Annotated in this window: 25 protein-coding genes, 7 tRNA genes and 2 riboswitches; of the genes, 9 read left to right on the top strand and 23 right to left on the bottom strand. The window is 69.5% G+C overall.

What is annotated here, in order from left to right; all coding sequences use genetic code 11:
- Positions 1 to 6: 6 nt before the first annotated feature.
- The 5 genes from BO221_RS36370 to BO221_RS55080 all read right to left on the bottom strand — a co-directional run bounded on the left by BO221_RS36370 (position 7) and on the right by BO221_RS55080 (position 2217).
- Positions 7 to 1284, bottom strand: coding sequence for a hypothetical protein (locus BO221_RS36370; protein WP_073565430.1), 1278 nt, complete (start codon positions 1282 to 1284; stop codon positions 7 to 9).
- Between the two features lie 140 nt (positions 1285 to 1424).
- Positions 1425 to 1646: riboswitch (cobalamin riboswitch) on the bottom strand.
- A 32-nt stretch (positions 1647 to 1678) separates the two neighbouring features.
- A tRNA-Leu gene (locus BO221_RS36365) sits at positions 1679 to 1753 on the bottom strand.
- Between the two features lie 28 nt (positions 1754 to 1781).
- Positions 1782 to 1853 (bottom strand) — tRNA-Gly (locus tag BO221_RS36360).
- A 43-nt stretch (positions 1854 to 1896) separates the two neighbouring features.
- A tRNA-Glu gene (locus tag BO221_RS36355) sits at positions 1897 to 1968 on the bottom strand.
- A 99-nt stretch (positions 1969 to 2067) separates the two neighbouring features.
- Positions 2068 to 2217: a hypothetical protein gene (locus tag BO221_RS55080; protein ID WP_158079975.1), complete on the bottom strand. Its 150-nt coding sequence runs from the start codon at positions 2215 to 2217 to the stop codon at positions 2068 to 2070.
- A gap of 123 nt (positions 2218 to 2340) precedes the next feature.
- Here BO221_RS55080 and BO221_RS36350 point away from each other — a divergent pair, with 123 nt between their 5' ends.
- Positions 2341 to 4701, top strand: a complete 2361-nt coding sequence (locus BO221_RS36350; protein WP_083681915.1) for a hypothetical protein — start codon at positions 2341 to 2343, stop codon at positions 4699 to 4701.
- A 1-nt stretch (position 4702) separates the two neighbouring features.
- Here BO221_RS36350 and BO221_RS36345 read toward each other — a convergent pair.
- The 10 genes from BO221_RS36345 to BO221_RS55075 all read right to left on the bottom strand — a co-directional run bounded on the left by BO221_RS36345 (position 4703) and on the right by BO221_RS55075 (position 11916).
- Positions 4703 to 4777: transfer RNA gene (locus BO221_RS36345), tRNA-Leu, on the bottom strand.
- Between the two features lie 26 nt (positions 4778 to 4803).
- Positions 4804 to 4878, bottom strand: a tRNA-Leu gene (locus BO221_RS36340).
- A 23-nt stretch (positions 4879 to 4901) separates the two neighbouring features.
- A tRNA-Gly gene (locus BO221_RS36335) sits at positions 4902 to 4973 on the bottom strand.
- Positions 4974 to 5072: 99 nt separating this feature from the next.
- Positions 5073 to 5145, bottom strand: a tRNA-Glu gene (locus BO221_RS36330).
- 96 nt (positions 5146 to 5241) lie between these two features.
- Positions 5242 to 5427: a hypothetical protein gene (locus BO221_RS36325; RefSeq protein ID WP_073565429.1), complete on the bottom strand. Its 186-nt coding sequence runs from the start codon at positions 5425 to 5427 to the stop codon at positions 5242 to 5244.
- A gap of 44 nt (positions 5428 to 5471) precedes the next feature.
- On the bottom strand, positions 5472 to 6518 hold the full coding sequence (locus tag BO221_RS36320; protein WP_073565545.1) for an iron ABC transporter permease: 1047 nt from the start codon (positions 6516 to 6518) through the stop codon (positions 5472 to 5474).
- 34 nt (positions 6519 to 6552) lie between these two features.
- A complete protein-coding gene (locus BO221_RS36315) occupies positions 6553 to 7434 on the bottom strand; it encodes an ABC transporter substrate-binding protein (RefSeq protein WP_073565428.1) in 882 nt (293 codons plus the stop codon).
- Between the two features lie 7 nt (positions 7435 to 7441).
- Complete coding sequence (locus tag BO221_RS36310) at positions 7442 to 9064, bottom strand: MXAN_6577-like cysteine-rich protein (RefSeq protein ID WP_073565427.1); 1623 nt, start codon at positions 9062 to 9064, stop codon at positions 7442 to 7444.
- Positions 9061 to 11058, bottom strand: coding sequence for a TonB-dependent siderophore receptor (locus BO221_RS36305; protein WP_073565426.1), 1998 nt, complete (start codon positions 11056 to 11058; stop codon positions 9061 to 9063). The genes BO221_RS36310 and BO221_RS36305 overlap by 4 nt, the downstream gene beginning before the upstream one ends.
- Positions 11059 to 11108: 50 nt before the next feature.
- Positions 11109 to 11343, bottom strand: a riboswitch (cobalamin riboswitch).
- Between the two features lie 6 nt (positions 11344 to 11349).
- On the bottom strand, positions 11350 to 11916 hold the full coding sequence (locus BO221_RS55075; RefSeq protein WP_158079974.1) for an FHA domain-containing protein: 567 nt from the start codon (positions 11914 to 11916) through the stop codon (positions 11350 to 11352).
- Positions 11917 to 12178: 262 nt separating this feature from the next.
- Between BO221_RS55075 and BO221_RS36295 the strand changes: the two genes are divergently transcribed.
- Both BO221_RS36295 and BO221_RS36290 read left to right on the top strand, forming a co-directional pair.
- Positions 12179 to 12433, top strand: a complete 255-nt coding sequence (locus BO221_RS36295; protein ID WP_043413331.1) for a hypothetical protein — start codon at positions 12179 to 12181, stop codon at positions 12431 to 12433.
- Positions 12430 to 12801 carry a helix-hairpin-helix domain-containing protein gene (locus BO221_RS36290; protein ID WP_233166410.1) on the top strand — a complete coding sequence of 124 codons (372 nt, stop codon included), beginning with the start codon at positions 12430 to 12432 and terminating at the stop codon, positions 12799 to 12801. Before BO221_RS36295 ends, BO221_RS36290 begins: the two co-directional genes overlap by 4 nt.
- 55 nt (positions 12802 to 12856) lie before the next feature.
- On the opposite strand, the gene BO221_RS36285 is transcribed toward BO221_RS36290, so the two are convergent.
- From BO221_RS36285 to BO221_RS36265, 5 genes are all read right to left on the bottom strand, one after another.
- On the bottom strand, positions 12857 to 14491 hold the full coding sequence (locus tag BO221_RS36285; RefSeq protein WP_073565424.1) for a serine/threonine-protein kinase: 1635 nt from the start codon (positions 14489 to 14491) through the stop codon (positions 12857 to 12859).
- Positions 14492 to 14551: 60 nt separating this feature from the next.
- Positions 14552 to 14860 (bottom strand): type II toxin-antitoxin system RelE/ParE family toxin, encoded by a 309-nt coding sequence (locus tag BO221_RS36280; protein WP_143195886.1) that lies wholly within the window; start codon positions 14858 to 14860, stop codon positions 14552 to 14554.
- Entirely contained in the window at positions 14857 to 15093 is a 237-nt protein-coding gene (locus tag BO221_RS36275) for an addiction module protein (RefSeq protein WP_073565422.1), read from the bottom strand. The genes BO221_RS36280 and BO221_RS36275 overlap by 4 nt, the downstream gene beginning before the upstream one ends.
- Before the next feature lie 95 nt (positions 15094 to 15188).
- A complete protein-coding gene (locus BO221_RS36270) occupies positions 15189 to 15812 on the bottom strand; it encodes a histidine phosphatase family protein (protein ID WP_073565421.1) in 624 nt (207 codons plus the stop codon).
- 192 nt (positions 15813 to 16004) lie between these two features.
- Entirely contained in the window at positions 16005 to 16808 is an 804-nt protein-coding gene (locus BO221_RS36265) for a hypothetical protein (protein ID WP_073565420.1), read from the bottom strand.
- Positions 16809 to 17134: 326 nt separating this feature from the next.
- Here BO221_RS36265 and BO221_RS36260 point away from each other — a divergent pair, with 326 nt between their 5' ends.
- Genes BO221_RS36260 through BO221_RS36245 form a run of 4 tightly spaced genes read left to right on the top strand, consistent with a single transcriptional unit; the run spans position 17135 to position 20964 of the window.
- Positions 17135 to 18184: a sulfate ABC transporter substrate-binding protein gene (locus tag BO221_RS36260; protein ID WP_073565419.1), complete on the top strand. Its 1050-nt coding sequence runs from the start codon at positions 17135 to 17137 to the stop codon at positions 18182 to 18184.
- A gap of 18 nt (positions 18185 to 18202) precedes the next feature.
- The gene (gene cysT, locus BO221_RS36255) at positions 18203 to 19048 is read left to right on the top strand and encodes a sulfate ABC transporter permease subunit CysT (RefSeq protein WP_073565418.1); all 846 of its coding nucleotides are present in this window, start codon (positions 18203 to 18205) and stop codon (positions 19046 to 19048) included.
- Positions 19049 to 19057: 9 nt separating this feature from the next.
- The gene (gene cysW / locus BO221_RS36250; protein WP_073565417.1) at positions 19058 to 19906 is read left to right on the top strand and encodes a sulfate ABC transporter permease subunit CysW; all 849 of its coding nucleotides are present in this window, start codon (positions 19058 to 19060) and stop codon (positions 19904 to 19906) included.
- Entirely contained in the window at positions 19903 to 20964 is a 1062-nt protein-coding gene (locus BO221_RS36245; RefSeq protein ID WP_073565416.1) for a sulfate/molybdate ABC transporter ATP-binding protein, read from the top strand. Before cysW ends, BO221_RS36245 begins: the two co-directional genes overlap by 4 nt.
- A 3-nt stretch (positions 20965 to 20967) precedes the next feature.
- On the opposite strand, the gene BO221_RS36240 is transcribed toward BO221_RS36245, so the two are convergent.
- From BO221_RS36240 to BO221_RS36230, 3 genes are all read right to left on the bottom strand, one after another.
- Complete coding sequence (locus tag BO221_RS36240) at positions 20968 to 21288, bottom strand: DUF3817 domain-containing protein (RefSeq protein ID WP_083681912.1); 321 nt, start codon at positions 21286 to 21288, stop codon at positions 20968 to 20970.
- Between the two features lie 114 nt (positions 21289 to 21402).
- Complete coding sequence (locus BO221_RS36235) at positions 21403 to 21990, bottom strand: hypothetical protein (protein WP_073565415.1); 588 nt, start codon at positions 21988 to 21990, stop codon at positions 21403 to 21405.
- An 81-nt stretch (positions 21991 to 22071) separates the two neighbouring features.
- The gene (locus tag BO221_RS36230; RefSeq protein ID WP_073565414.1) at positions 22072 to 22554 is read right to left on the bottom strand and encodes a hypothetical protein; all 483 of its coding nucleotides are present in this window, start codon (positions 22552 to 22554) and stop codon (positions 22072 to 22074) included.
- A gap of 476 nt (positions 22555 to 23030) precedes the next feature.
- On the opposite strand from BO221_RS36230, the gene BO221_RS36225 reads away from it, so the two are divergent.
- A complete protein-coding gene (locus BO221_RS36225) occupies positions 23031 to 23618 on the top strand; it encodes a MarR family winged helix-turn-helix transcriptional regulator (protein WP_083681895.1) in 588 nt (195 codons plus the stop codon).
- Positions 23619 to 23786: 168 nt separating this feature from the next.
- Entirely contained in the window at positions 23787 to 26939 is a 3153-nt protein-coding gene (locus BO221_RS36220) for a DUF4175 family protein (protein WP_083681893.1), read from the top strand.
- The last annotated feature ends 51 nt before the right edge of the window (positions 26940 to 26990 follow it).

The raw sequence follows: 26990 nt of genomic DNA, 5'->3' as shown, positions 1-26990 counted from the left end.
TGGCCCTTAGCGCTGCTGCAGACGGACGAGCCGGCGGCCGTTCTTGTCCTTCACGCCGACGAGCAGATCCTCGCCCATGGGAGCCATCGTCACCACGTTGGTGCAGGTGTTGCTGGTGGTGAGGACGGGCGTGAGGTCACCCGCGGTCACGGTGCTGGGGGTGATGCCGCCCACCGTCAGCTCGATGCGCGAGACCTCCTGGGTGGCGGTGAAGGTGCCACGGTGCAGAGCCACACCCTTGCCGAACCCCGCGACGCCCTGGAGATCGCTTTTCGCGTAGATCTCGATCGCGTTGGGGTTGGTGAGCGCGAAGGCCGTCCCGCCCGAGATGGCAGGCGAGTACACCGCGGGAGCCACGGCGGTCAGGTAGTTGATGCTGTCCCACGGATCAGACGTCGAGGTATCGGAGGCCGCGTAGCCGAGCACGGCCACGTTGTCGCTCGTGACGGCCGAGTAACCACTGAAGGCACCCGAGACCGGGAAGGTCGCCAGCTTCGAGCCCTGGAAGGGCTTGGTGTCCGTCCGCAGCGCGTAGATGGCGGTGTCACTCCCGGCCACGCCCTCGATGCCCACGCCGTTGATGAGGAAGGCACCGGGAACGGCGGCGGCGGAGAAGTTGCCCGCGGCGGAGACGTAGCTGGTCTCGGCCGGAGTGACCGTGTCGTAGACGAGGACCTTGCCCGGGAAGCCGGCCTCGCCCTTGGTGTAGCCGGTCAGCAGCCGGGTGCCATCATTGGTGAGATAGCCGCTCGGGAACGCGCCCATCTCCGTCTCGGGGATGACGGCCTGGAGGGGCGTGGTGCTGGAAGCGATGGCCGGCCAGGTGCCAAGCGCGTAGAGGCTGTCGTCGGCGCCATTGAAGCCGTACAGCTTGAAGTCGCTGCCATTCTTCACGGCGGTCACCGCGCCGATACCATCGGGGAGCGTCACGGACTCGGCGATGGCGAAGCCCGCCTGGAGCTGCAGCGTGCCGAGCTTCGCGTCATGCACCAGGTCCGCGCACGTGCCCGCATCGGTACCTGCGTCCGTCCCCGCATCGGTGCCCGCATCCGTTCCCGCGTCAGTGCCGGCATCAGTGCCCGCGTCGGAGATGTCCCGCTGCACACAGCGGTTGTCCACGCACTCGTAGCGCTTGCCCTCTGCGGGAGCGCCCTGCTTGTTCGCGCAGTCGGTCTGGTCGACGCACTCCTCTTCGCAGCCCGTGACCAGCAGCCCCAGCGACAGGGTGCCCAGCACCACCACGAAGCGGCCGAACCGGCCCGAACCCATCGTTCCCATCTTCATTCGCGTCCTGCTCCTCGCCCCCTCGGGCGGAATGCCTTCGAGAGGAGTGGGAGCGGGATGCGAACCGGACACGGCCTGACAGAGGACGCACACGGCGGCGCACCCGCTGCCTCCCCTCGGAGGCCTCGGTGTTGTCCGTGCCACCGGCACGGGTCCTCGGCAGGTTTTCGGACTCACGGGCAGCGAGGCCTCGCGAGGAAGCCACCTTGTCTACTGGCCGTCGCTTCCCAGGCCTCGGGAGAGGACCAGTGCATCCTGACGGTTTTCGTTCCCGTTCACCGCTGCGGGGCAGTCCCGGACTCACACCGGGTTCCCTCGAGTCCCCACCGGCAGGTGGAGGAACCGAAGACGGTGGGCGGGATATGGCGGCGGGGCATCTCTTGTCAACTGCGAGTACCGCGGGCGGGATTCGAACCCGCAACCTCTGCGTTCTGAGCGCAGCACCTCTACCAGGTTGGGCTACCGCGGCATGTGCTTCCACTGCTGGGACTGCGAAGAGCGGTCGGCGGGAGTCGAACCCGCGTTCTCCTGAGTGGCGCTCAGGGGCCTCACCTCTCGGCCACGGCCGCATGTTGCGCTCCAATCGCATCCAAGAGCGTGTGCTGCTGCGTGTACCCCGTACGGGAGTCGAACCCGTCTTTCCGCATTGAGAGCGCGGTGTCCTCGCCGATAGACGAACGGGGCAGGAGAGCAGGACCCGGAACGACAAGAGGCCGGGTCCCTTTCTGGGAGCCCGGCCTCTGAGTCCCACGCCTCGTCTGGTGGGACGAGGTCGCGGAAGCTTCAGAGTCCGGGCGGTAGACCACCCTCCAGCTCCAGGCCGGAGAGGTCCAGAGCGGTATCCAGACCGGGACGCGTCAGCGCGTCGATGCCAGCGTCAGTGTCGTTGAGGTGCTTGAGGTTCATCGGGCTGTTCTTCGTCACCGTCGTCATGGTCACCGCTCCTTTCACCTAGAAAAGACGCTGCACGAATCCATTCCTGACAACGCCCGCTCGCGCCTGGAGCGATTGACAAAACGGCCTGCCCCCACTACCGCTCGCGAGCAGGGAGCTCTCTTGACGCAGCGTTCGCAGCACTTCGCCGTTCTTGCTTCTCCAGGGTGGGTTGCCCTGCTCGTCGCGTGGTCGATCCTCGACGGCACGGCGTGGGCGCAGGCCACCGTCGTGCAGGCGCCCATCGGGGGCCACTCCCTGCTCCTTCCCAACCGGGTCGTCTGCGGCCCGGCGTCGGAGGGCTGGACGGTGGGCGAGGATTCACGCTCCGTCCGCCCACCCCGGGCAGGCAGTGAACGCGTGGGCCAACCGGTGACGCTCCAGGTGGCGCCCGCCGCGAGCGGCTGCTCGGGCACCCAGGAGACGCTCACGCTCGTGGCGACAGGGGCCTTCCCGGAAGTCGAGCCGGCGAGCGTACTGCTGGCCGCGGACGAGGGGCGGCTCGAGCTGCGCGGGCGAGGGCTGGCGGGAGCGCAGGTGTTCTGGCCGGGCCCCACTCGCGACGCGCGAATGGAACACGAGACCTGCCTCAACACCGGGCCCTCGGAGACTCCGCAACCCTGCGTGTTGCCGGTGCGCCGCGGTGTGCCGGCGGACGTGCCACTCTTCCTGCTGCCGGCGGGGGCGCGCTTCGGTGAAGGCGTCCTCACGTTCAATGCCTCGGGCCGGCGGCTCGAATCCTCGGAGCTGCAATTGCGCCCGAGCCGCGTCATCCTGTCCTCGGTCCTGCCGGGAGTGCCCGCCCTGGATCTCTCCACGGGAGAAGGCCGTCTGGCGCTGCCACACCCCGAGGCCATCTCGTCCGTCGACTGTGGCCCCGCCCGCTGCGAGCTGAACGAGGGCGGCGTCTCCGTGCGCGCCGTGCCGGGCCTCGTCACGAGTCTGGGCCTCCGGGTACGCCTGGTGCCCCGGGTGTTCGTCGCGCGGGGCGAGGCACTCGACAGCAGCGCCTCCACGGTGCTGCAACTCCTGCACTGCCCGGTGGAGCTCGTGTCGGGACCGCCGCTGAGAAGCGCGGAGGACATGCGGGTGGTGGTGCGGGTGGACCCGCGCTGCGCGTCCGAGGCGCGGACCTTCCACTGGCGCGCCAACGGCGAGCCCGCCGGGGTGACCCAGGTGGTCCGGGAGGAAGAGGCGACCTTCGTGTTGCTGCGGGTGGGGCGCCTGGGCGCGGACCGGTTGACCCTCACGGCCACCCGCTCCGAGGTGGACCCGACCGTGATCGCCACCACCGCGGCGGACACCGTCACGGCGCCCTACCCTCGCGCGAGTCTTCAGCTTCCCGGTTTCGGCAAGATCGACTTCATTCCCACCAACCGGGAGGCGGACCTCTCGGTGGCGTCTCCGGGTGAGCGCGCGAGGCTCGTGCCGCTGTCCGTCGAGGGGGCCTACTCGGTGCGGAACGACCAGGGGCGCTTCCGGGTGCGAGGGGATGAGAACAACAGCGGCTTCGTCCCGCTGCGCTTCGGCTACCGCGTCGAGGGGTTGCCGCAGGCCTTGCGCTCGGTGGACCTCGCCGTCGTGTACGAGCGGACCCAACGGGCGCTGCGGGAAGCCTCGGTGCCCGCGCAGCTCAGCGCGTCGGCCGAGTCCGAGGAGCCACTCATCGAGTTCCTGTGTGCCGACAAGGACGGGAATCCCCAGCGCATCCATCCTGGCAAGCCGACGCGCATCCCCTTCGACGCGCGTGACAGTTGCCGCATCATCATCCACCGGGAGCGGCTGAAGCCCGAGGATGGCTTGCAGGAGATCATCCTCGAGGTGGAGGTCACTTCCGCCAGCGGCTCGGCGCGAGAGGCCGCGCGGGTGAACGAGCGCATGGTGCTCCAGCCAGGCGGCGAGCCCCGGACGTTCTGGCTCAAGAACGTGCTCGAGCAGTTCGACCGCATCGTCGTACGCGTCAGCCACATCGTGGACGAGTCGCGCTACCTGCTGGCGGCGCCCTCGTCACGGGCCAGCATGCCCTCGGTGCAGTGGTCGGCGACCGTCGAGGGCTCGCGGCTGCGCCTGTACGCCACCGCCACCATCCCCAGCGGCCTCTACCGGCTGAATCAGCCGACGGGGCAGCTCACGCTGAACTTCGGCCTGCTGTCCCGGCTCACGTTGTTGGACGAGCATGGCAAGGAGGGACTGCTCGGACTGGAGTTGGGGCTGATGGGCGTGGGGCTCGTGCAGACGGGAGGACTGCTGAACGACTATCCCCCCACGCTGGCCGCCGTCGCGGGATTGGGTATCCGCGTCCCGCTGGGAGGAGGCTCCACGGGTGGGCAGGCCGCCTTGAGCATCCACGCCTGGGGAGCCTACGAGTTCCGCGAGGCCTACTTCATCAAGCTCCCGGACGGCTCCATCGGAAGGGAAGTGGGCCGATGGGCCCTCATCTTCGGACCCAGCATCTCGCTGGGAAACATCGGCATGAACCTCTGAGTACCGCGGGCGGGAGTCGAACCCGCAACCTCTGCGTTCTGAACACAGCGCCTCTACCAGGTTGGGCTACCGCGGCATGTGCTTCCACTGCTGGACTGCGTGTGCCGGAAGCGGGAGTCGAACCCGCAACCTCCAGACTCTCGATCTGGCGCCTCTACCAGGTTGGGCTACTCCGGCATGGGACTGCTGGGACTGCGAAGAGCGGTCGGCGGGATTCGAACCCGCGTTCTCCTGAGTGGCGCTCAGGGGCCTCACCTCTCGGCCACGGCCGCATGTTTCGTGGAGCGCTCCTGCAGGGAATCGAACCCTGTTCACACGGTAGACGGCCGTGCTGCGATCCAATCGCATCCAAGAGCTTGTGCTGCTGCGTGTACCCCGTACGGGAGTCGAACCCGTCTCTCCGCGGTGAGAACGCGGTATCCTGAGCCAGTAGACGAACGGGGCAGGAGAGCAGGACCCGGAACGACAAGAGGCCGGGTCCCTTTCTGGGAGCCCGGCCTCTGAGTCCCTCGCCTCGTCTGGGACGAGGTCGCGGAAGCTTCAGAGTCCGGGCGGTAGACCACCCTCCAGCTCGAGGCCAGAGAGGTCCAGAGCGGCATCCAGACCGGGACGCGTCAGCGCGTCGATGCCAGCGTCAGTGTCGTTGAGGTGCTTGAGGTTCATCGGGCTATTCTTCGTCACCGTCGTCATGGTCACCGCTCCTTTCATCGAGAAAAGACGCGGCATGAATTCGTTCCTGACAACGTTCGCGCACTCGCCTCGCCAGCCCCTCAGCCCGCCGTGAGCCGCCCGCTGCGGTACAGGAGCGCCAGGAAAAGCGGTCCGCCGAGCAGCGCCGTGACAGCGCCCACGGGAATGGACTGGTTGAACACGGGGTAGAGCAGCCGCGCCAGCAGGTCCGCGAGCGTGAGAAACGCCGCGCCCCCGAGTGCCGAGAGCGGCACGAGCAGACGCTGGTCGGGCCCGAGGGTGAGCCGGAGCAGGTGGGGCACGAGCAGCCCCACGAAGCCGACGAGCCCCGAGAGCGTCACGACCCCCGCCACGCTTGCGCTCGCCGCGAGGAGCAACCACCGCCGGGTCCGGACCACGGGCACTCCGAGCGAGGCCGCGTCCTCGTCCCCCAGGGTCAGCAGGTTGAGCCGTCCCGAGAGCGCGATCATCACCCCGATGGCCACGGCCTGGAGGAGCGCGGACAGCACGAGCGTCCCGGGCTCCTCCGAGCCGAGGTCACCGGCGAGCCAGGAGAGGATCGCCTCCAGCCTGTCCCGGCCGGCGAGCGTCTTGATGAGGGTGATGGCCGCCGCGGCGAAGGTGTTGAAGATGACGCCCGTGAGGAGCACCGCATGGGGAGCCCGGCCACCGTGCCCCCGGCTGATGGCGAGCACGAAGAGCATGGCCGCCACGGCTCCGAGAAAGGCGAACAGGGCGGGCGCGGAGAGGCGGGTCAGTCCCCCACCCAGCCCCGGGGCCACATCCTCCACGCTGGCCAGACCCAGGGCCAGGGCCAGGGTGGCCCCGAGCGCCGCGCCCCCCGAGACGCCGAGGATGAAGGGATCCGCCAGGGGATTGCGCAGCACGCCCTGTAGCGTGGAGCCGGAGGCGGCGAGCCCCGCCCCGACGATGGCCGCCAGCAGGACATGCGGCAGCCGGACGGACCAGAAGACATGGCTATCCGTGGAACCAGGGTGGGCGAAGACCTCGAAGAGAGACACGGGCCACTCCCCGAAGGAGACGGCCGGCACGAACGAGGCGAGCAACAGGACGAGGAATGCACCGCACAGCCCGAGCACCCGGGCGGGAGTGAATCCCTTTCTCATGATGTGACGCGGGCCCATCCCTCGTGCTCCACGTTCAGCGCGGGGTGCCCGCGTCGGGCTTCTTCGCCGCCGGATGCAGCAGCGCGAACAACTCCTCCAGCCCACGCCCCAGTGAGGGACCCGGCTGCAGCAGCGCCATGGACGGCACCTCCACCCACCGGGCTTGGGAGAGAGACGGGAGCGCGGCCACCTTGTCCTTGCCCACGTCTACATCCGCGGCATCCACCACCACCTCTGGCCGCGAGCCCACCGCGCGCTCGAGCGAATAAACGGCGTACGCCGAGCCCGCTTCGGAGGCGACGTTGATGGCTCCGGCATCGCGCAACAGTTCATCCGCGAAGGAGCCCGGCCCTGCGACGACGAGCGGCTCGAAGCCATAGACGAACAGGACTCGGGGCGCCCGGGAGCCCTTCGCCCGTTCACGGATGCGGGCACGGGTGGACTCGATGCCCTGGACGAGGGCCTCAGCCTCCTTCTGCTTCCCCAGCGCCTTGCCCACCGCGCGCATCGCCTCCAGCGTGTCCGCGACGGTATGGAGCGGCAACAGCAGGATGGGCACTCCCACCCGGGCCATCGTCTCCACGGCGCGCTGATTGCCAGGACCGGGCTGGACGAGCACGAGGTCCGGCTCGAGACCCACCACCCGCTCGATGGATGGGTTCACGAAGCCTCCCACCCGGGGAAGGCCGGCGACCTCCTTCGCCTCATCGAAGGTCGAAACGCCCACCAACGTGCTCCCGGCGCCCAGGGCGATCACCGTCTCCGTGAGCGACGGAACGAGCGTCACCACGCGCTTCACCTTCTCGGGGGGCTTGGGGCCCAGGAAGCGAGGCCCTCCCTGGGGAGGAGCCGCGTGCACGGCGGTGACGAGGCACAGCGCGGCGAGCAGGACGAACGGAGCGAGACGGGTCTTCATGAGAGGCTCAAGGAATCGCGACGACATCACCGACGAGGGAGGGCCCACGGCTGCGCGGACAAGCGAGGATGGGGGGCTCGGCACCGGGGCCCAGCCCGCGCCGCTCCACGAGCGAGTCACCCACCACCTCGACGACGAAGACGCGGCCGCCGTTGTTATCGCCCACGTAGGCGCGGCTGCCCACCACGGAGAAACGGCCCGCGGACGGGAGCGGGCACGAGGTCCCCGCCGGGCACCGCAGCGCGAGCGAGGCCACCACGCGGCCGTCCGTGCCGAGCAACACCAGGCCCGTGCCCTGAACGTCGATGAGGTTGAAGTTGCGGTCATAGACGCCCGCGCCGCCGCAGCTCACGAGCAGCCGCTCGCCCACGGGGACGAGCCAGAACGGGTTGAGGCAGTCCGTGCCGAGCTCGATGGGCTCCACCACTCCGGTGGCGGGGTCGATGCGGGCCAGGAACCCGGGGCCTCCGACGGAGAAGTCCCGGGTGTCCAGGTTGCCGAGCGCGGCGTACACCCGGCCCTGGTGCACGGCGATGCCCGCGGGCGAGGGAGCGGTGGTGCGGCCCGGGAAGGGCTTCAGGGCCTCGCCCGTGGGCAACTGGAAGGTGTTCGTGATGGTGGGCGCGGTGGGGTCGGCCACCGAGACCCGGACCACCTTGCCACCCGCGGACGCATCCGTCTGCAGGTTGCCCAGCAGCGTGACATAGACGTCCGAGCCCTCCAGCACGAAGCCATACGGGTTGGTGTTCGCGCCGAAGTTCACGCTGCCCACGTCGGTGAGCGGGATGCCGTTGGGGAAGCGAGGGCCCGTACCACCGGCGGGCTCCCCATCGCGCCGGAGCACCTGCAACGTGTTGCTGGTGGAGTTGAGGACGAAGACGTAGGGCTCGCGCACGAGGAGGTGGTTGGGAACCAGACCCGTGGCGTTCCAGGCGGGCAGCTCACCATAGCCGGAGAGCCAGGCCTGGCGCAGCCGCATGGACGCATCCAGAACCAGCAACACGTCCTGCATGCGCGCGACGGTCTGGGGACTGGTCCCCACCGCCACCGAGGGCCCCTTCACGTCCGGCCCGGCCTGGATGCCCACCACCTGCCCGGTGTTGAAGCACGCGGCGATGACGTCATAGGTGCAGGTGCCGCCCCGGCAGCTCCGCGAGTCCGCGCACACGTTGCCGCAGGCACCGCAGTGGAAGGCATCCGTGTCCAGGTCCACGCACGAGCGGTCACAGCGCTCGGAAGCCGCCAGCGAACAGGCCGCCTTGCACTGCCCCTGCTCGCACACCTGGTCCGGAGCGCAGGCCGTGCCCCCCTCACCCGCGCAGCCGCCACAATGAGCGGGGTCCGACGCGGTGACGACACACTCGCCTCCGCACGACGTAGCGCCCGAGCGGCACTGACAGCCGCCCTCGACACACACTTCCGTGGAGGAGCAGGCCACGCCACAGGCTCCACAATGAGACGAGGTGCTGGAGAGGTCCACGCACGTATCGCCGCAGCGCGTCTGCCCCTCGGAACACAAAGCCCCTTCGTCCGGACACCCCATCAACAACAGGGACAGTGTCACCAGGAGCAGCGCCGTGGATGCCCCCTCTCCCCCTGGGAGAGGGCTGGGGTGAGGGTCTTTGATCATGGTGTCTCCGTCCCAGAGAAGTTCCCGGCCACCGACAGGTACACGGCGCGGCCGGGGAGCGGGTAGCCGACGAAGTCCTCGGCGCGTGCGTCGAAGAGGTTCTTCACCTCGCAGGAGACCGTGAGCTCCGGGCGCGAGCCGAAGGTGCTGGCCAATCCGGCATGGACGAAGGCGCGCCCGGGCAGCGACATCGAGCCATCCCGGGTGAGCGCATGGGCCGACTGGGCCACCACCTCCATGCGCCCCGTGAGCCACCGGGGCCCGCCCATCACCCGGGCCGCCAGCTTGTGCCGGGGCCGGTAGGGCAGCTCGCGCAGGTAGAAGCGCTCATCCCGCTGCAGGTCACTCGACACGGTGAGCGTGTAGCTGAAGGCGCCGGAGAGCAACGGATGCGGACGCCACTCGCCCTCGGCCTCGAGCCCCACCACCCGCGCGCTGGCGAAGTTGTACGGCCTGGCGGCGCCGGGCGGGTAGGCCTCGTAGGAGATGAGATCCTCGTAGAGGCTCGCGAAGCCGCCCACCGAGGCGAAGGACTCGTCCGAGCGGTGCACCACCGCCGCGTCCGCGTACAGGGCGCTCTCGGGGCGCAGGTCCGGGTTGGGCAGCAGCGTGCCCTGACGCACGTACAGCTCCAGGAACGAGGGAGCACGGTGGGCCCGTCCGGCGTTGGCGCGCAGCTCGAAGTCCGCGGGCAGCTCCACGGTGACCCCCACCTTCGGGGACAGCAGCGTGTACGGGCCCGCACGATCCACGCGCAGCGAGGGCGCGATGGTGAGCTGCCCGTCCCACAGCAGCACCTCGTCCATCGCCATCACACTCGCGCGCAGCCACGACGGGTCACCCCCGGAGGCCTCGTTCGTGTCGGCGGCGGTCACGGACTCACCGCCCACGCTCAGCACCGCGGACAGCGCGTGCCACCCGCCCAGCAGCACCTGCCCCTCCAGCTCCACCCCGCCCAGCTGCTGCACCTGCGGCTCCGACTGGCTCCACGAGCCACCCGCCAACGCGATCCGGTCCCGGCGGTAGTACGCACGCGCGTTCGTCCGCACGCCACCCGGCAACGTGCCCATCACCCGCAGGCTCGCCGAGCCACGTCCTCCCGACTGCCGCGCATCCACGCTCGGGTTCTGCGAGGTGCCCGCGAGGCCCCGCTCGTCGAAGGACAGCTCCCCCAACAGGTCCGCGGAGAACCCTCCGCCCAGCTCGCGCCGCAGCCGCAGCAGGCCCCCTGCCCCGCGTGCGTCGTTGTTGGTGCGCCGCTCCTCGACGAGCGCATCACCGGGCAGCGTGGGGCTCGGATCGAAGAGGTACGGGAAGCGCCCGCTGGAAGTGCCTCCGTGGACGAGCACCAGCGCCTCGCCGCCCGCCAGCGGCCCCGAGGCGGACAGCCACCCGAGCGCCGTGTCCCAGCTCCCGTACGAGAGCTCACCCGCCACGCGTGCCTCCGCACCGGGACGGCGGGTGATGATGTTGACGACGCCGCCCAGGCCTCCCGAGCCGTAGCGTGCCCCCGCGCCGCCGCGCAGTACCTCGAAGCGCTCGGCCATGGCCGCGGGCACGCGCGACAGGTCCGCGATGCCCCCGGGCCCATTGAGCGGAACACCATCGAGCAGCACCAGCGTCGCGTTGGAGGACGCACCCCGCACCACGAGGCTCTTGCTCTGCCCGTAGCCGCCCACGTCCTGCAGCGTGACGCCTGGAGCGGTGGACAGCATCGCCGCGGTGTCCCGGGCCGCGCCGCCGAACTCGTCCACCTGAATGACGGTGAGGGCACCGCTCGGGTCCCTCCGTGACGCAGAGTCCGGGGACGCGGGAGCCTCGGACGTCTCCACCACCTGCACGGTGGGAACGCGGAAGGGCTCGCCCCCGGGCGCGTCCGGGGCCGGAGTGGCCGGAGTCTCCTGGGGAGGCGGCGCCGCCTGCTGCGCAAGCGCGGAACCGCTCGTGCTGAGCGCCAGGCAGAGCAACCGCCCGGCGAGGTGCGACCGCCGCATGACCCCGCCTTCCGCTCTCTCCGTCGAAGAGAGAAGGCCAACGCGGGCAGCTCGCGCCCACACCCCTGGGCAGGTCTCCTGGCTTCCGGGCTCTGGCCGAGACGCACGCCGCGTCTCCCAGAAGGGCTCCTCCACCTTCCCCTGGCCCCAAGGCCGGAGTGGCGACTGCCGAGGACCCCTGCCCTGACCTCAGGGCTGCCCGATCACAGTGGCGGGACCGCGCCGGACTCGCACCGGCTTCCCTCTTGAAGGCCCGGCATGGGCACCCAAGGGCAGGCCCTTCCTAGGGGCTCAACCCCCGCGCGTCAAGCCACCCTCGGTGACGTGCGGGGTCGCCCGGGCTCCGCGGGAGTGGCGCGCCAGCCAGTCGAGGATGAACTGATTGAAGGCGGAGAAGTCGACGAAGGTGGCCAGCACGTCGCCGAAGCGCAGCGAGGCCCGGTCGAACAACGGCGTGGGCCGGCCAGGAATCAACAGCGTGCCGTTGTGCCAGGTGCCGTTGTGGCTCCCGTCATCGGCGACGTACCAGACGCCCGTGTGCTTCTCCTCGCTGAAGGTGGCGTGTACCCGCGAGACCGTGGGGTCCTCGACGACGATGTCGTTGTCCGGTGTACGTCCCAGCGTGATGCCCGGAACCGGCGAGGTGAGGCCCTGTGGACGCTTGCGCACCTCGAGCACGAGGGGCTCGGCGAGCGTGGGCCGGCGCAGCGAGAGGCCCGTCATGGTGCTTCGGGTGAACAGGGGACGCACTCCCATGGGAGGCGCCTCCCACACCAGCACCGGCCAGCGCACGGCGTGTCGCACCGAGTGCGGGTCATCGAGGAACTGAGAAGCGAGGGCGGAGAACTTCAGATGCACGGGACTGCCCTCCAGCACGCGAGGGGATACGGGAGAGGGTGTGCATGGAGGGTGATCCGAGCCAGTCCCCCCTCGGCCGGTGAACACGAGCGGGACAGTCACGCTGGAAGTGCGCGCCCGTCCCGTACTTCGGACACATGAGGCGTTGCTGTACGCCTCGCGCGAGCGCGCTCCGAGGAAAACACCGCTGGCACGGCATCTGCTCTGTGCAGCGGACAACCGCGCCATGGAGGCGCGAAGGAGAAGGACAAAGGTGGTCGAGATGCTGACGGCGGGGAAGCGGTTGGCGGTGTTCTCCATCCGCGAGGGCAAGGGCGGGAGCATCTGGGTGCGGGCGGGGAGCGCGTTCGTGAACAAGGACGGCTCGCTCAACGTGCTGCTGGATGTGTTGCCGCTGGACGGGAAGCTGCACGTGCGCGAGGCGGGGGACAAGAAGGACACGATGCAGGCGGGGGGTGGTGGGCGCTACGGCCTGGACGGCGGGCTGGACTCGCTGCCGGTGGGAGGCCACTCGTGAGCGGACGGGTGATGTGGGTGGCCGCGGTGCTCGGGCTGTTGTGGCTGGGGCCCGGGAGCGCGCAGGCCGCTCAGGCGAAGACACGGACGCAGTACACGGGGGTGGTGAACCTCAACGAGGCGACGGTGGCGCAGTTGGATCTGCTGCCGGGCGTGGGCGAGAAGGCCGCGCAGCGCATCGTCACCTGGCGCGGGAAGCGGGCGTTCAAGCGCATCGAGGAACTGGTGCGGGTGAAGGGCTTCGGCAAGAAGCAGTTCCTGAAGCTCAAGCCGTACCTGACGCTGCAGGGCCCGACGACGCTGAAGGTGGAGAAGGTGCCGGTGCGGGCCGACGAGGTCCGCATCACCGGCTCCGTGGCGAAGCACTGAGGGTACGGAGAGAGAGGGTGCCCGTCCCCCGGGCATCCTCCCTCCCGTGCGTTGCTCACCGGCCGGAGGCGCGGGGCAGCGAGATGACGTCGGCCTTCTCGGTGAGGGCCATCCCGGGCGTGAGCTGCAGGGGTTGGACGGGCGCGGAGGTCAGGGTGGTGGCCTCGCGCATGGCCTCGATGAGCTGCTGCCGGCCATGGGGATAGGGCGCTTCCGGGCCGGTGAGGGACATCAACTGCCCCTGCAGCACCTCGCCCGAGGGCGTGCGCAGCTCCCGGTCATGCTGGAGCAGTCCCATGATGATGGCGTCCAACGCGGGCGAGATGCCGGGCACGGAGTGGGAGGGCGGCAGCAACTGCTGCCGGGTGGAGGCGAGCATCAGCTCCGCCTCGTTCTCTCCCTGCAGGACGCGCTGGCCGGTGAGGGCCTCGTGGAGGGTGAGGCCGAGGGCGAAGAGGTCCGTCCGGCCATCCAGGGGCTTGCCGTAGGCCTGCTCCGGCGCCATGTAGCCCGCCTTGCCGCGCACCGTCTGCGCCTGCGTGAGGGCGAGCTGGTTGGCCGCGCGCGCGATGCCGAAGTCCGACACCTTCACCTCGCCGATGCGCGAGAGCAGGATGTTGGGCGGGTTGAGGTCGCGGTGCACCAGGCCGAGCGGCTCGCCCTTGGGGCCGGTGCGGCCGTGCATGTACATCAGCGCGGCGGCGACCTCCACGCCGACATAGGCCACCGCCGCTGGGGACAGCCGCTTCCAGTACACGCGCCGCAAGAGCGAGCTGAGCGGCATGCCGTCCACGAACTCCATGGCCAGGAAGACGGTGCCCTGGTGCCGTCCCAGGTCGAGCACCTGGACGATGTTGGGGTGGATGAGCAGCGAGCCCAGCTCGGCCTCGCGCCGGAAGAGGCCGAGGAACTCCTCGTTGTCCGCGTACGCCGGGAGGACGCGCTTGATGGCCACCTGCTTCTCGAAGCCGCCCTCGGGGCTGTAGGTGGCGCGAAACACCTCGGCCATGCCGCCCACGCCGAGCCGCTCGTGGAGGAAGTACTTCCCCATCACGTCCTTCTCACGGATGGCGCGCAGCGCGTCCTCGGCCTTGCCCACGATGACGCTGGCCAGCGTCGCCGCCAGCGGCCCGTAGCAGAAGAGGAACACGCAGCGCAGCAGCACCATGGGGAACGTCAGGGTGTTCAGGGGCTCGGGAGGGAGCCGGGGCAGGGCCACGAACAGGTACAGCACCATGTACTCCAGTGCCACCAGTGCCGCCGCCGCGTAGGCCAGCTTCCGTCCCGCGCGGAGCGCACACACCACGATGAGCGCGCCCCAGGCCGCCAGCGGTGGCGCGGTGAGCGCGTACACTGCGCCATGGGAGTACACGTCCATGACGAATACCGCCGCCGGAATGGACACGGTGATGGCGCTGTCCACCCACTGCATCGCCGGGTGGAAGCCGCCCCGCCGCAGCTCCCGCAGCATGAACGTGTAGTAGAGGCTCAGCCCACCCGTCAGGCCCGCGATGCCCAGCGCCAGCCTCCAGCCGATCACCGGGACGAGCAGCACCGCGGCCACACAGCTCAGCAGGGTCATCGCCCGCATGAAGCGCGCGATGGACATCTCGCGGGGGACGACGTCCTGATCCAGGTACTCCTGCAGCAGGCGTGCGGAGTGCGATGCGCGGGGGGCGGCGGCGTCCATTGAATGCCAGTCTAGCGGACCTGTGAGGTGCGTGCCCGGACCCCACTCCGCCCGCCACGCTCAGCGATTGCGCCAGTAGCCCGGCCGGCGCCGCATGTGCGCGAAGGCGAGAATGCGCAGCTCCTCACCCAGCTCCAGGTAGATGACCGTATAGGGGAATCGCCTCAACGAAACCCTGCGAGCCCCCACGGACTCAGCAACCCCCGGGACGGAGCTGCCCACGCCAGGATGCTGGTGGATGAGGCGGAAGCATTCACGCGCCTCGTCGAGCAGTTGCCGGCCGAGCCCCGGGCTTCTCTCCTCGTACCAGGTCATCGCCGCACGCAGCTCTTCTCGTGCGTCGGCGGAGAACGTGAGGGGTCTGCTCACCGTCGCTGGAGCTCCGCCTCGAGCTCATCGCAGACCGTCTCCCAGCCTCCAGCCGATGGAGCCCCGGCACGCGCCTCGCCCGCCCGCCGCTCGATCTCCCGGGCCCACTCAGTCTCGGCGTCGGCGTCGGGCCCTCCCTCCAGATGGGCCAGCAGCTCACGGAGCACGAGCGCCTGCTCCTCGGGGGAGAGTCGGAGAGCTTCCTCGATTACCCGCTGGGCCCCGTGCGTCATGCTTGAACAATAGTGCTGGCCTCGCGCCGGGTCGAGGTGTCCAGGGCATGGACACACGGGACACCTCTCCTGGGAGAGGTGTCCTCCGCCACGGCTCAGCCGAACGTCACGTTCATCAGCTTCACGATGGGCTCATCCCCATAGAAGTCGATGATGTTCACCGACGCGTATCCCTGCTCCATCCGGAACAGGTTGGCGTCCGGCATGCCCAGCGCCTCGGCCAGCAGCGTCCGGTTCACCCCGCCGTGCGACACCAGCACGAACGTCTCGCCCGCGTGCCGCGTCCGCAGCTCCCGGCCCGCCGCCAGCACCCGCTCACGCATCTCCGGGTAGCTCTCCCCTCCCGGGAAGCGCACCCGCGTCGGATGCGCCATCCACTCCGCGTACACCTGGGGGTAGCGCTGCTCCGCCTCCTCGTAGCTGAGCCCCTCGAAGAGACCGAAGTCGATCTCCCGGAACGCCGCCTCCGTGTCCACCGTCATCCCCTTCAGCTCCGCCAGCGGCGCCGCGCTCTCCCGGGCCCGCTGCCGGGGGCTCGTGTAGATGCGCAACAGGGGCGCCTCGGCCAGGAACCGCGCGGCGCGCTCGGCCTGCAACCGGCCCGCGGACGACAACCCCACGTCCAGCCGCCCGTAGCACCGGCCCCGCATCTCCTCCACGGGCTGCCCGTGGCGCACCAGCACCATCCGCGTCATCCCCTTCGGAAGCCGCCAGTCCATCACCCCTCCCCCCGCCCGAGCAGCACCACGAACACCCACGTCCCACATACCTCCGTGTTCGCTCCCATCTTCTCTCCCGTCATCCCCCCATCCGTTGCATGCACCAGGCGCCTTGGCTCGCCCACACCACTGTCACCCCACCCAGTATCACGCCTGCCCGCCCTCCGGGCACACCCACCGCCCATGCGAGGCTCACTCCGCGGGCGTCGCACCTACCCGCGCCGACACGTCCGTCCAGGCGGCGACCGCCCCCCGCACCACGGCCATCAGGGCCGAATCCACCCCGCCCCAGGGCACCAGCCTCCCCGCCACCAGCCCCAGCACGAACGTCAGCGCCAGCATGCGGCTCCCCCACGCACGGCGCCCCCGGGCCTTCGGCGCCGGACCGCTTCCCTCCACCGCCCGCTTCAGCGCGGCGCCCTCCTCGTCCAGCACCAGCACGCGGACCTTGATGCCGCCAGAGAGCAACGTCTCCACCAGGGTCTCCAGGAAGCCCTCGTAGTGCTCCGGCGACAGGTCCAACGCCATGCCATGGTGGGACGCGTAGCGCAGGGCCACCGACTCGTAGCAGCGCAGCTGCGCCTCCTGCTTCGCGGTGTCCACCCAGCCGCAGACGATGGAAGGCGCTGACCCCTCTCGCGCCACGAGGGAAATGGACTGCCGGGCCAGGAGTCCTCCCGCCGTGCTGGGCCCCTCGGGCTCGTCCACCCGGAGCACCCGGTAGGGCGCGCGGCCGAAGAACCGCCGGGAGAATGTGTCCCGCAGCAGGTCCGCGATGAGCACCGCCTTCGTCGAGAACACCGTGCGCAGCTCCGGCTCCTCGTCCACCGGGGCGATCAGCTTGCCCGTCGTGTCCTCATCGACCACGGGCGGAGCCGTGCGCGTCGCGTCCGTCAGCTCCAGCTCCGGATAGCGCCAGGGCGCCTCCCCCGTCTGCTCCAGCATGGAGAAGTCGAGCTTCCGCTCACGTCCGAGGTTCATCTTCCTGTCCGCCATGGGCTACCCCCTTGCTGTCCCTGGAGTCCGGGCGCGGCAGGATACGAGGAAGACCCACCTTTGGGTACCCACCGGGCCTCCATCCGCTATAACGGATACACTGCTTGACAAACGGAGGGGCGCCGGGCACTTTGTGAATCGTTCATGCCCGCCCCCCGAGCCCCGCACATGAAGGTGTGTTGCCGCCGGTCCATGGGGGTGGGTGCTCGCCCGCCGGAAGCCTGAAGGCCGCCGGTCACGAGTTCTTGGAGAGCCCACCACCCCGCGAGGGACGGTGGGCTTTTGAGTTTGTGGGGCCGCCGTCCTCGCCCGCACCGAGGTACCTCATGAAGCCGCCGTCCACCCGCAGGCTCACCGCCGCCCTGCTGTCGCTGCTGCTGTCCGCCGTGCCCGCACTGGGAGGCTGCTCGAAGCCGGGGGCCGCGCAGGGCGAGCCCATCACCCTGCTCAACGTCTCGTATGATCCCACGCGCGAGCTCTACACGGAGCTCAACGCCGCCTTCGCGAAGCAGTGGGAGGCGAAGCACGGGACGAAGCTCGTCATCAAGCAGTCCCACGGCGGCTCCGGCAAGCAGGCGCGCGCCGTCATCGACGGGCTGGACGCGGACGTGGTGACGCTGGCGCTCGCGTACGACATCGACATGCTGCACGACAAGGCGCAGCTCATCCCAGCGGACTGGCAGAAGCGGCTGCCGAGCAACAGCTCGCCGTACACGTCCACCATCGTCTTCGTGGTGCGCAAGGGCAACCCCAAGGCCATCCGCGACTGGGAGGATCTGCTGCGCGAGGGCGTGAGCGTCATCACCCCCAACCCGAAGACGTCCGGGGGCGCGCGCTGGAACTACCTGGCGGCGTGGGGCTACGCGCAGCGCAAGGCCGGCGGTGACGAAGCGAAGGCGCGGGAGTTCATCTCGAGGCTCTTCAAGAACGTGCCGGTGCTGGACTCGGGGGCGCGCGGCGCCACCACCACCTTCGCCGAGCGTGAGCTCGGGGACGTCCTCATCGCATGGGAGAACGAGGCGTTCCTGCTCACCGAGGAGGTGGGCAAGGACAAGTTCGAGATCATCGTCCCCTCGGTGAGCATCCTCGCCGAGCCGCCGGTGGCGCTGGTGGAGAAGAACGTGGACCGCAAGGGCACGCGCGCCGCGGCCGAGGCCTATCTGCAGTACCTCTACACGGACGAGGGCCAGGAGCTGGCCGCGAAGCACCACTTCCGGCCCCGCTCGCAGACGGTGGGCGCGAAGTACGCCCACCGCTTCCCCGCCGTGAGCCTCTTCACCATCGACGAGGTGTTCGGCGGCTGGAAGCAGTCGCAGAAGCAGCACTTCGACGATGGCGGGTCGTTCGATCAGCTCTACGTCCCCCAGGCGAAGTAGTCCGGAGCCGCGCACGCCATGCACAGCAGCGCACGACGCCGCGTCCTGCCAGGCTTCGGGCTGACCCTGGGGCTCAGCTGGTTGTACCTGGGCCTCATCGTCCTCCTTCCGCTGTCCGGACTCTTCCTCAAGACGTTCTCCCTCTCCTGGGCGCAGTTCTGGGACACGGTGGCCTCGCCCCGGGTGCTGGCCGCGTACCAGCTCAGCTTCGGGGCGGCCTTCGCCGCCGCCCTGCTCAACGCCGTCTTCGGCCTGCTGGTGGCCTGGGTGCTGGTGCGCTACCGCTTCCCGGGCAAGGCGCTCGTGGACGCGCTGGTGGACCTGCCCTTCGCCCTGCCCACCGCCGTGGCCGGGCTGACGCTCACCACCCTCTACTCGCGCAATGGCTGGTACGGGCAGCACCTGGAGGCGCTCGGCTTCCAGGTGGCCTTCACGCCGGTGGGCATCGTCATCGCACTCACCTTCATCGGGCTGCCCTTCGTGGTGCGCACCGTGCAGCCGGTGCTGGAGGACATCGACGCGGACGTGGAGGAGGCCGCCGCCACGCTCGGCGCCACGCCCTGGCAGGTGTTCACCCGCGTCCTCTTCCCCAGCGTGATGCCCGCCCTGCTCAGCGGCTTCACCCTCGCCTTCGCCCGCGCCATCGGCGAGTACGGCTCCGTCGTCTTCATCTCCGGCAACATGCCCATGAAGACGGAAATAGCGCCGCTGCTCATCATCACCCGGCTCGAGCAGTACGACTACGCGGGCGCCACGGCCATCGCCGGGGTGATGCTGGCGGTGTCGTTCGCGATGCTGCTCGCCGTCAACCTGCTGCAACGCTGGACCCATCGCCGGTTCGAAACCCGGCCCGGGACTGGATAGACGCGCTCCATGCACCCCACCTCGCACGCTCCCCGCCGCAACCGGCGCCTCGTCTCGGGGCCAGCCCCCGTGCGCTGGCTGCTCATCGCCGTGGCGCTCGCGTTCCTCGGCTTCTTCCTCGTCGTGCCGCTGGTGGCCGTCTTCACCTACGCCCTGCAGAAGGGCGTGGGCGCCTACTTCGACGCCATCCTGGAGCCCGAGTCCTGGAGCGCCATCCGCCTCACGCTGCTGGCCGCCGCCATCGCCGTGCCGCTCAACCTGGTGTTCGGGCTGGCCGCCGCGTGGCTCATCGCCCGCTTCCGCTTCCCCGGCCGGGACGTGCTCCTCACGCTCATCGACCTGCCCTTCAGCGTCTCGCCCGTCATCGCGGGGCTCATCTTCGTGCTGCTCTTCGGCAGGCAGGGGTGGCTGGGGCCGTGGCTGGCCGAGCACGACATCCACATCATCTTCGCCGTGCCGGGCATCGTGCTGGCCACGGTGTTCGTGACGTTCCCCTTCGTGGTGCGCGAGGTGCTGCCCATCATGCAGGCGCAGGGGCATGACGAGGAGGAGGCGGCCCTGTCGCTGGGCGCGAGCGGCTGGCGCACCTTCCTGCACGTGACGCTGCCCAAGGTGAAGTGGGGCGTGCTCTACGGCGTGCTGCTGTGCAACGCACGGGCGATGGGCGAGTTCGGCGCCGTGTCCGTCGTGTCCGGGCACGTGCGCGGGGTGACCAACACCCTGCCGCTGCACGCGGAGATTCTCTACAACGAGTACAACCTCGCCGGTGCCTTCGCCGTGGCCTCGCTGCTCACGGTGCTCGCGCTGGTGACCCTGGCCGTCAAGAAGTACGTCGAGTGGAAGGCGGAGTCCGCATGAGCGTCGTCGTCGAGCAACTCACCAAGCGCTTCACCGCCGGGGGCACGCCCGCCGTCTCGGACGTGTCCTTCCACGCTCCGTCCGCGGCCATCACCACCCTGCTCGGGCCCTCGGGCGCGGGCAAGTCCACGCTGCTGCGCCTCATCGCCGGGCTGGAGCTGCCGGACTCTGGCTCCGTGAGCATCGAGGGCGTGGAGTGTACGCACCTGCCCGTGCAGAAGCGCGGCATCGGCGTCGTCTTCCAGAGCTATGCGCTCTTCAAGCACATGACGGTGCGGCAGAACATCGCCTTCGGGCTGGAGACGCGCAAGCTGCCGCGCGGGGAAACCGAAGCGCGCGTGGACGAGATGCTGAAGCTCGTGCAGTTGGAGGAGCTGGGCAAGCGCTACCCGGGACAGCTCTCGGGAGGACAGCGGCAGCGCGTGGCCTTCGCGCGGGCGCTCGCCATCCAGCCCAAGCTGCTGCTGCTGGACGAGCCCTTTGGCGCGCTCGACAGCCGCGTGCGCGTCGAGCTGCGCGAGTGGCTCCAGTCCCTGCACGAGCAGACGGGGGTCACCACCCTGCTCGTCACGCATGACCAGGAAGAGGCGCTGGAGATCTCCCAGCACGTGGTGGTGCTCTCGGATGGGCGGGTGGCCCAGGCGGGGCCGCCGGAGGAGATCTACGACCGGCCGGCGACCCCGTTCGTCGCCTCGTTCGTAGGAGGAACCAGCGTCCTGCGCGGGCGTGTGCGCGCGGGCCGGGCCGAGGTGGGCACGCTCGTGGTGGAGGCGCCCCAGAGCGCCCGCGAGGGCGAGACGGTCCAGGCCTTCGTCCGTCCGCATGACATCAAGATCGCCAAACCCGCGAACGGGAGCAACGAACTCACCACGGGCCGGGTGGAGCGGCTGAAGTCCGTGGGCGGCTACGTGAAGGTGCTGCTGAAGCTGCCCTCGGGAGAGACGGTCACCGTCGAGGTGCCGCGTGCCGAGTTCGACGACCTGGGCGTCGTCGAGGGAGACCACGTCCACGCGGACGTACGCATGGCCAAGGTGTTCCTCGGCGACTTCGCCATCTGAGCCTCAGTTCGCGGCGGGCGCCGTGGCCGGCTGCTCCTCACGGCGCAGCCGCGCGTCGAGCACGAACGTCCCGAAGGGTACCAGAGACGCGAGGAACGCGCCCAGGATGCGCACGAGCGGCCAGCGATGCACCACGGCCACCTCCACGAGGAACAGGAGGTAGAGCACGAACAGCATTCCGTGCGCCCAGCCGGCCATCTTCACTCCCAGGGGCATGCCGGCGAGGTACTTCAGCGGCATGGCGATGAAGAGGAGCAGGACGAAGGAAAGTCCCTCGAGCAGGGCGATGGCGCGGAAACGGCCGAGGGAAGTGTTCTTCAGCATGGGGGCCTCGTTCTTTCATCCCTCGCTTCGCATCCCTTTGAGCCAGGGTCAACGCGGCAACGTGTCGCACCTCCGTCGCCTCGACGTACGCTCAGCGGGCAGGGGCCCTACGGCTCACCAGCGATTCGGCGTGAAGAGGCAGTCGATGAGCTGCGCTTCACCGATACTGAAGTTGGCCATCCGTGGCACGAGGTCCGGCACAGAAGTGAAGAGGACCTCATTGGACAGGCGGGTGTAACCGAAGGTCGACTCGATGAGCCGGGCGAGGCGTGTCTCGCGCGACTGGTACTCGGGAGGAAAAGGCGGAAAGCACAGCCAGTGGTCCCGCGGAAGACCGGAGCCCTTTTCCTCCAAGTGGGCCGCGTAGATGGCGTACACCGGCGCGAGCTGACTCAACAGACACACGACACTGTCGTAACGGGGATCGCCCGGGAAGAATCCTGGTTGGGATACACGGCAACCGTAACAAGGATCATTCAGGGGCACTGTTGTGTCCCAGAGAGAGCAGTCAGGGAACTCCCCGCGCACCCGCTGATAGAAATCCTTCCAGGTCTGGGAACCCGCCGCATTGGCCTCGAGTAGCCGGGTGAGGCGCTGGGCCTCTTCCGTGACGTTGTAGCCAGGATCCGCAGTGTGGAGACCAACGGGGTAGTAGCGGTGAACGAGTTGGACGAGCGCGTCGGCCGTCAATTCCGGCTTCATGAAGGGGATCGCCTCGATTCGAACCCACGGGAGAGAACAACCTGCCTTACCTTCATTGGAGACGTTCGGGAGCGTCCATGGTCAGGGGAACGACCTCCTGGAGACGATGACCCGCTGGAACTTGGTGACCGTGGCGCCAGGAATGGGGCCGTATACTAGGTCTCTCAGAATGCTCTGCATGTGAACCCTGAACTGCTGGCAGGCCAGAGCGGTCGGTTGCTGCTCCCGCAGGACGCTGCGTGCGGCCTGGTCCGCCGCCTTGGCGGCCTCCACCTGTGCGAATTCATCCAGGACCCACCCCTTCACATTCCTTTCTGGGACACCCACCTCGATGTCGCAGGTGGCGGCTGCGGAGAACATGGGGGAGATCTTGCCCAGCAGGACGAGCACCTGGGCGACCTTCCACCCTCCTGTTTCAAGGCCGTCACCGGTGTAGCGCACGACGTTTTCAAACTGGAAGGTGGATGGCGGGATATGGCCGCCGACGCACGCGAGTTGTACGGCACCGAGAACGCTTAGTACCCACGAGATGCCACGTACGGCGACCGAGAGCCGGATGTGCATGAGCGTTCCTTTGCCGCCGCAGTGTATGCCGTCGGCCTCGCACTCACTCCCCCAACCTCAGCCCCCAACTCCAGCAGCAGTCGCGGCCCCAACAGCTCCAGCACCCGCGCGCGGCCCGCCGCCATCTCCCCATGGTCCGCCATCACCGCCGCCACCCAGCAGCGGCGGCACCCGCCTGCCCGTCAGTGCGGCGAACCGGCGGCCAGCCCCTCCAACCTCCCCAGGCCCCCCTCCCGGCTCCGGTTTTTCGTCCAGAACCGCCTGACACCGTTCCGCCGCCCTGGTATCCGGCTCGGGGATGACGGAAAGTATGGCGTCAAACGAAGGCATGGCGTCTCCCCTGGTGGGAGCGCGCACGCCCTGGCCCGCCCAAGCTCGCCGGGCAATGGATTTTCCAGGCAGGTAAGGCCTGGATGTACTACCTGTCCAGGATGGAGTACACGACAGGAAGGTAGAATTTGGGGGACACTGTAGACATGAAGCCCACTGAAGAGGCCACCGACCCAACCCACGCGGACAAGTCCAAAGGCCCTCCACTTGGAGAAGTGCTGGAATTCATGCGCCTGCTGTGGGCGGTGGATCACGGCCTGCAGTCCACGTCGAAGCGCATGGAGTCCACGCTCGGACTGACCGGTCCGCAGCGGCTGGTGCTCCGGCTGGTGGGGCGTTTCCCCGGCATCACCGCGGGCCGGCTCGCGCAGATCATGCACGTCCACCCGAGCACGCTGACGGGGGTGCTCAAGCGGATGGAGAAGCGCGGGTTGATCGAGCGCAAGTCGGATCCGCTCGACGGGCGCAAGGCGCTCTTCGCCCTCACCGATGCGGGCCGCGGGATGGACGTGCCCTCCGAGGGCACCGTGGAGAGCGCCGTGGAGCGGGCCATCTCCCGCATGCCGCGCCCCCGCCTGCAGAACGCCCAGGAGGTGCTGATGGCGCTCGCCCAGGAGCTGGGCGCCGGTGAGCCCCAGCCGGACAACCCCAACGGCGGCATGGCCCGGGACCACGAGCACGTGGCGGCGGGCGGCGAGGGGGAGACGGCCTCTCCGAAGACCGCCAGCCGCTGAACCCCGCGGCCTCCTGGTAAGCCGTCAAGCTTCCACCGGCGGACACCCGGCACCGGAAGCACCCCCCCCGGAAACCGGGGGGACGCGCCGCGCGCTCGGGCCTGCTACAGATTTGGGAAATAGGCGGCCCGGCCATGGGTTGCCACGCGACCGAGCGGACGTGACAGCGTGAACCTCGAATCCCCGCAAACCCCAGGCGCGGAGCTCCCGCCTCCGCCTCCCCCGCAGCCCCCTGCTCCGCCTCCGGCGCCCGAGGCGGAGCCGCGCTCGCCGGGCGTGGAGCGGTTGCTCGCCGCGGTGCGTGCCCGCCAACGCCGCCAGCTCTGGCTGCGAGGCGCGTTGCTGGGCACCGCCACCGTGCTCGTCCTGGCCGTGGCCGGTGGCTTCCTGGCCCTCGCCGCCCCGGCGGCCGGCCGCTGGGTGCTGCTGTTGTCCCCGGTGGCGGGCGCGCTCGTGGCGTGTGCCTTCGGCGTGTGGCTCTCCCTGCGCACCGTGGGCGATGACCAGCGCACCGCGCGCCTCATCGGCGAGCGCCAGCCGCAGCTCTCCCTGGACGTGCTCGCCGCGGTGGAGCTGTCGCGCGAGCGGGGCCCGCAGCCCCAGCACTCGGCGGTGCTCGCCGAGGCCTTCCTCCGGCAGATGGATCTGCGCGCCGCCCAGGTGGACCCGGGCACGGTGGTGGACTCCACCCGCCTCAAGCACACGGCCCTCGCGGTGGGCGGCGTGGCGCTCGCGCTGGTGGTGGTGCTGGGCCTGGCCGGCTCCTCCTGGCGCGCCGGGTTGGACAAGGCGCTCGCGTCCGCGCGGCAGATGGTGCAGGCCGAGCAGCGCGAGCCCATCACCGGCGACATCGAGCTGACGTACCGCTACCCGGCCTACACGGGGCTCGCCCCGCGCACCGTGCCGGGCACCAATGGGGAAATCAGCGCCCCGGCCGGCACCGAGGTGCAGCTCAAGACGCGCTCGGACCGCGAGGTGGAGCGCGCGGAGATCACCGTCAATGGCGAGACGCTCCCGCTCACCGTCAACGACAAGCGCGAGCTCACCGGCAGCTTCGTGACGAAGAAGGGCGGCAACTACCACTTCGTCTTCTACGGCACGGGCCGCAAGGCCATCGCCACCGGCCCGGACATCCCGCTCAACGTGGAGGCGGACACCCCGCCCCAGGTGACGCTGCTCACGCCCGCGGCGGAAATCGAGATCGACCCGGGCCAGCAGGTGACGCTCAAGTACGAGGCCAGCGACGACTACGGCCTCAATGGCCTGTCGCTCGTCTTCCGCACGCCGGGGGCGAAGGAGGAGACGCGCCTGCCGCTGCCCCGCGAGGATGGCCGGCGCGACAAGGGCACCTATACGTGGGACCTGAGCTCGCTGAAGGTGGAGGCGGGAGACCGCATCTCCTACTACGTGGAGGCCAGGGACAACGACGCGGTGGAAGGCCCGAAGCGGGGCGTGAGCCGCACGCAGGTGCTGCGCGTCTACAGCGCCGCCGAGCACCGCCGCGCCGCCCTGCAGAAGGCCGAGGCGCTCTGGGGCCGCATGGTGGACCACCTGGCGGACCGGATGGAGGGCCCGGACCGGGACAAGACGAAGGACGTGCAGAAGGTGACGGCGGCGCAGACGGTGGACACCAGTGGCCAGACGCTGGTGTCGGACATGCGCGCGCTCGCCCAGGAGCTGGCCCGCGAGCGGGACAACCCCGCCGAGCTCGTCGCCGCGCTCTCCAACGTGGCGCAGACGCTGGGCCCCAAGGTGCGCGCCACGGCGGACCTGCGCCGCATCTACCTGCGCACCCAGCAGCGCCGGACGGGCGGCGATGACTTCGGCACCGGGGCCCGCCTGGGCGTGCTGGTGGAGGAGGAAATCGCCGAGCTGGAGAAGGACATCCTCTACCTGGAGTCGCTGCTGGACCGGCAGAAGCTGGAGGCGCTGCAGGAGCTGGCCAAACAGCTGGCCTCCGAGCGGCGCGAGCTGGCCAACCTCATCGAGCAGTACAAGCAGAACCCGGATGAGCAGGTGCGCGAGCAGGTGATGGAGCAGATTCAGCAGGTGCGCAAGCGCATCGACGAGCTGATGCAGCGCATGGCGGAGATGCGCCAGGGCATCCGCGACGAGCACCTCAACGCCGAGGCCCTTCAGGAGATGATGAAGGACCAGGACATGCAGAGCGCGCTCGACGAGGTGGAGCGGCTGATGCGCGAGGGCAAGACGGACGAGGCGCTCGCGAAGCTGCAGGAGCTGTCCATGCAGATGGACGAGATGCTCAACGGCCTGAACGACGCGCAGGACGAGTTCGGCAACGAGCAGTACCCGGAGCTGGCCAAGAAGTTCGGCGAGTTCATGGACGAGCTGCAGAAGACGGCGCAGGAGCAGCAGCGCGTGGCGGACGCCACCAAGGCGCTGCGCGACCAGGCGCGGCAGCAGAACAAGGACCGGCTGGCGGAGAAGGGCCGGGCGATGAAGGAGGACCTGCAGCGCCAGCTGGAGCAGGTGCAGAAGGACTACCAGGAGCTGCGGCCGGACGAGCTCAACAGCCGGGCGTCGCGTCCGCTGGAGGAGGCGCAGGCGGAGCTGGAGAACGCGAAGAACGCGCTGAAGGTGGACGACTTCGACCTGGCGGCGGAGGCGGCACAGCGGGCGTCGGAAGCGGCGCAGCAACTGGCCAGCTACGGGGAGCAGCAGCGCGCGCTGGACGAGCTGTACGGCAACCCGGACGACGTGCGCCAGCAGTCGGCGAAGCTGGCCGAGCAGTTGGAGAAGGACGCGAAGACGGTGGAGGACGTGAACCGCAAGCTGCAGTCGCTCTTCCCGTCGCCGGGCTCGCAGATGGGGCCGCAGGAGAAGCAGCAGCTGCAACAGCTGGCCCAGCAGCAGCAGTCGCTGGAGCAGAAAGCGCGGGAGCTGCGCCAGCAGATGCAGGACATGGAGCAGATGGCGCCCGTCTTCGGCCAGGAGGCGGGTGACCAGATGGACGAGATTGGCCGGCGGATGGGCGAGGCGACGCAGCGGATGCAGGGTAAGGACGCGAACCGGGGCTACGGCGAGCAGCAGGCGGCGCTGGAGGGGCTGAAGCAATTCCAGCAGCAGATGAAGGAGAGCCAGCGGGGCCGGGGCAAGGGACGCGGACTGCCGTTGCCGATGGGCATGGGCCGCCAGCAGGGCAACGGGAGGGACCCGCGCGACAAGGTGGAGATTCCGGACGAGGAGGCCTACCAGGCGCCGAAGGAGTTCCGGAAGGATCTGCTGGACGCGATGAAGGAAGGGACGCCGGAGAAGTACCAGGACCAGGTGAAGCGCTACTACGAGGAGCTGGTGAAGTGAGGAACGAGAGCTCCAACCACTCCCTCTCCCGCCGGGAGAGGGTCGGGGTGA

Origin of the sequence: Archangium sp. Cb G35 (genome assembly GCF_001896145.1) — a bacterium.
Lineage (GTDB): Bacteria > Myxococcota > Myxococcia > Myxococcales > Myxococcaceae > Archangium > Archangium violaceum.
This window is presented reverse-complemented; position numbering and strand designations above follow the sequence as displayed.

Excerpts from the sequence above, each read along its gene's own strand:
- BO221_RS36270 (WP_073565421.1), bottom strand. The coding sequence starts at position 15,812 with ATGGACTGGCGGCTTCCGAAGGGGATGACGCGGATGGTGCTGGTGCGC.
- BO221_RS36245 (WP_073565416.1), top strand. The coding sequence starts at position 19,903 with ATGAGCGTCGTCGTCGAGCAACTCACCAAGCGCTTCACCGCCGGGGGC.
- BO221_RS36260 (WP_073565419.1), top strand. The coding sequence starts at position 17,135 with ATGAAGCCGCCGTCCACCCGCAGGCTCACCGCCGCCCTGCTGTCGCTG.
- BO221_RS36325 (WP_073565429.1), bottom strand. The coding sequence starts at position 5,427 with ATGCCGCGTCTTTTCTCGATGAAAGGAGCGGTGACCATGACGACGGTG.
- cysT (WP_073565418.1), top strand. The coding sequence starts at position 18,203 with ATGCACAGCAGCGCACGACGCCGCGTCCTGCCAGGCTTCGGGCTGACC.
- BO221_RS36305 (WP_073565426.1), bottom strand. The coding sequence starts at position 11,058 with ATGCGGCGGTCGCACCTCGCCGGGCGGTTGCTCTGCCTGGCGCTCAGC.
- BO221_RS55080 (WP_158079975.1), bottom strand. The coding sequence starts at position 2,217 with ATGACGACGGTGACGAAGAACAGCCCGATGAACCTCAAGCACCTCAAC.
- BO221_RS36285 (WP_073565424.1), bottom strand. The coding sequence starts at position 14,491 with ATGGACGCCGCCGCCCCCCGCGCATCGCACTCCGCACGCCTGCTGCAG.
- BO221_RS36275 (WP_073565422.1), bottom strand. The coding sequence starts at position 15,093 with ATGACGCACGGGGCCCAGCGGGTAATCGAGGAAGCTCTCCGACTCTCC.
- BO221_RS36235 (WP_073565415.1), bottom strand. The coding sequence starts at position 21,990 with ATGAAGCCGGAATTGACGGCCGACGCGCTCGTCCAACTCGTTCACCGC.
- BO221_RS36320 (WP_073565545.1), bottom strand. The coding sequence starts at position 6,518 with ATGAGAAAGGGATTCACTCCCGCCCGGGTGCTCGGGCTGTGCGGTGCA.
- BO221_RS36230 (WP_073565414.1), bottom strand. The coding sequence starts at position 22,554 with ATGCACATCCGGCTCTCGGTCGCCGTACGTGGCATCTCGTGGGTACTA.
- cysW (WP_073565417.1), top strand. The coding sequence starts at position 19,058 with ATGCACCCCACCTCGCACGCTCCCCGCCGCAACCGGCGCCTCGTCTCG.
- BO221_RS36315 (WP_073565428.1), bottom strand. The coding sequence starts at position 7,434 with ATGAAGACCCGTCTCGCTCCGTTCGTCCTGCTCGCCGCGCTGTGCCTC.
- BO221_RS36240 (WP_083681912.1), bottom strand. The coding sequence starts at position 21,288 with ATGCTGAAGAACACTTCCCTCGGCCGTTTCCGCGCCATCGCCCTGCTC.
- BO221_RS36295 (WP_043413331.1), top strand. The coding sequence starts at position 12,179 with ATGCTGACGGCGGGGAAGCGGTTGGCGGTGTTCTCCATCCGCGAGGGC.
- BO221_RS36225 (WP_083681895.1), top strand. The coding sequence starts at position 23,031 with ATGAAGCCCACTGAAGAGGCCACCGACCCAACCCACGCGGACAAGTCC.
- BO221_RS36265 (WP_073565420.1), bottom strand. The coding sequence starts at position 16,808 with ATGGCGGACAGGAAGATGAACCTCGGACGTGAGCGGAAGCTCGACTTC.
- BO221_RS36310 (WP_073565427.1), bottom strand. The coding sequence starts at position 9,064 with ATGATCAAAGACCCTCACCCCAGCCCTCTCCCAGGGGGAGAGGGGGCA.
- BO221_RS36370 (WP_073565430.1), bottom strand. The coding sequence starts at position 1,284 with ATGAAGATGGGAACGATGGGTTCGGGCCGGTTCGGCCGCTTCGTGGTG.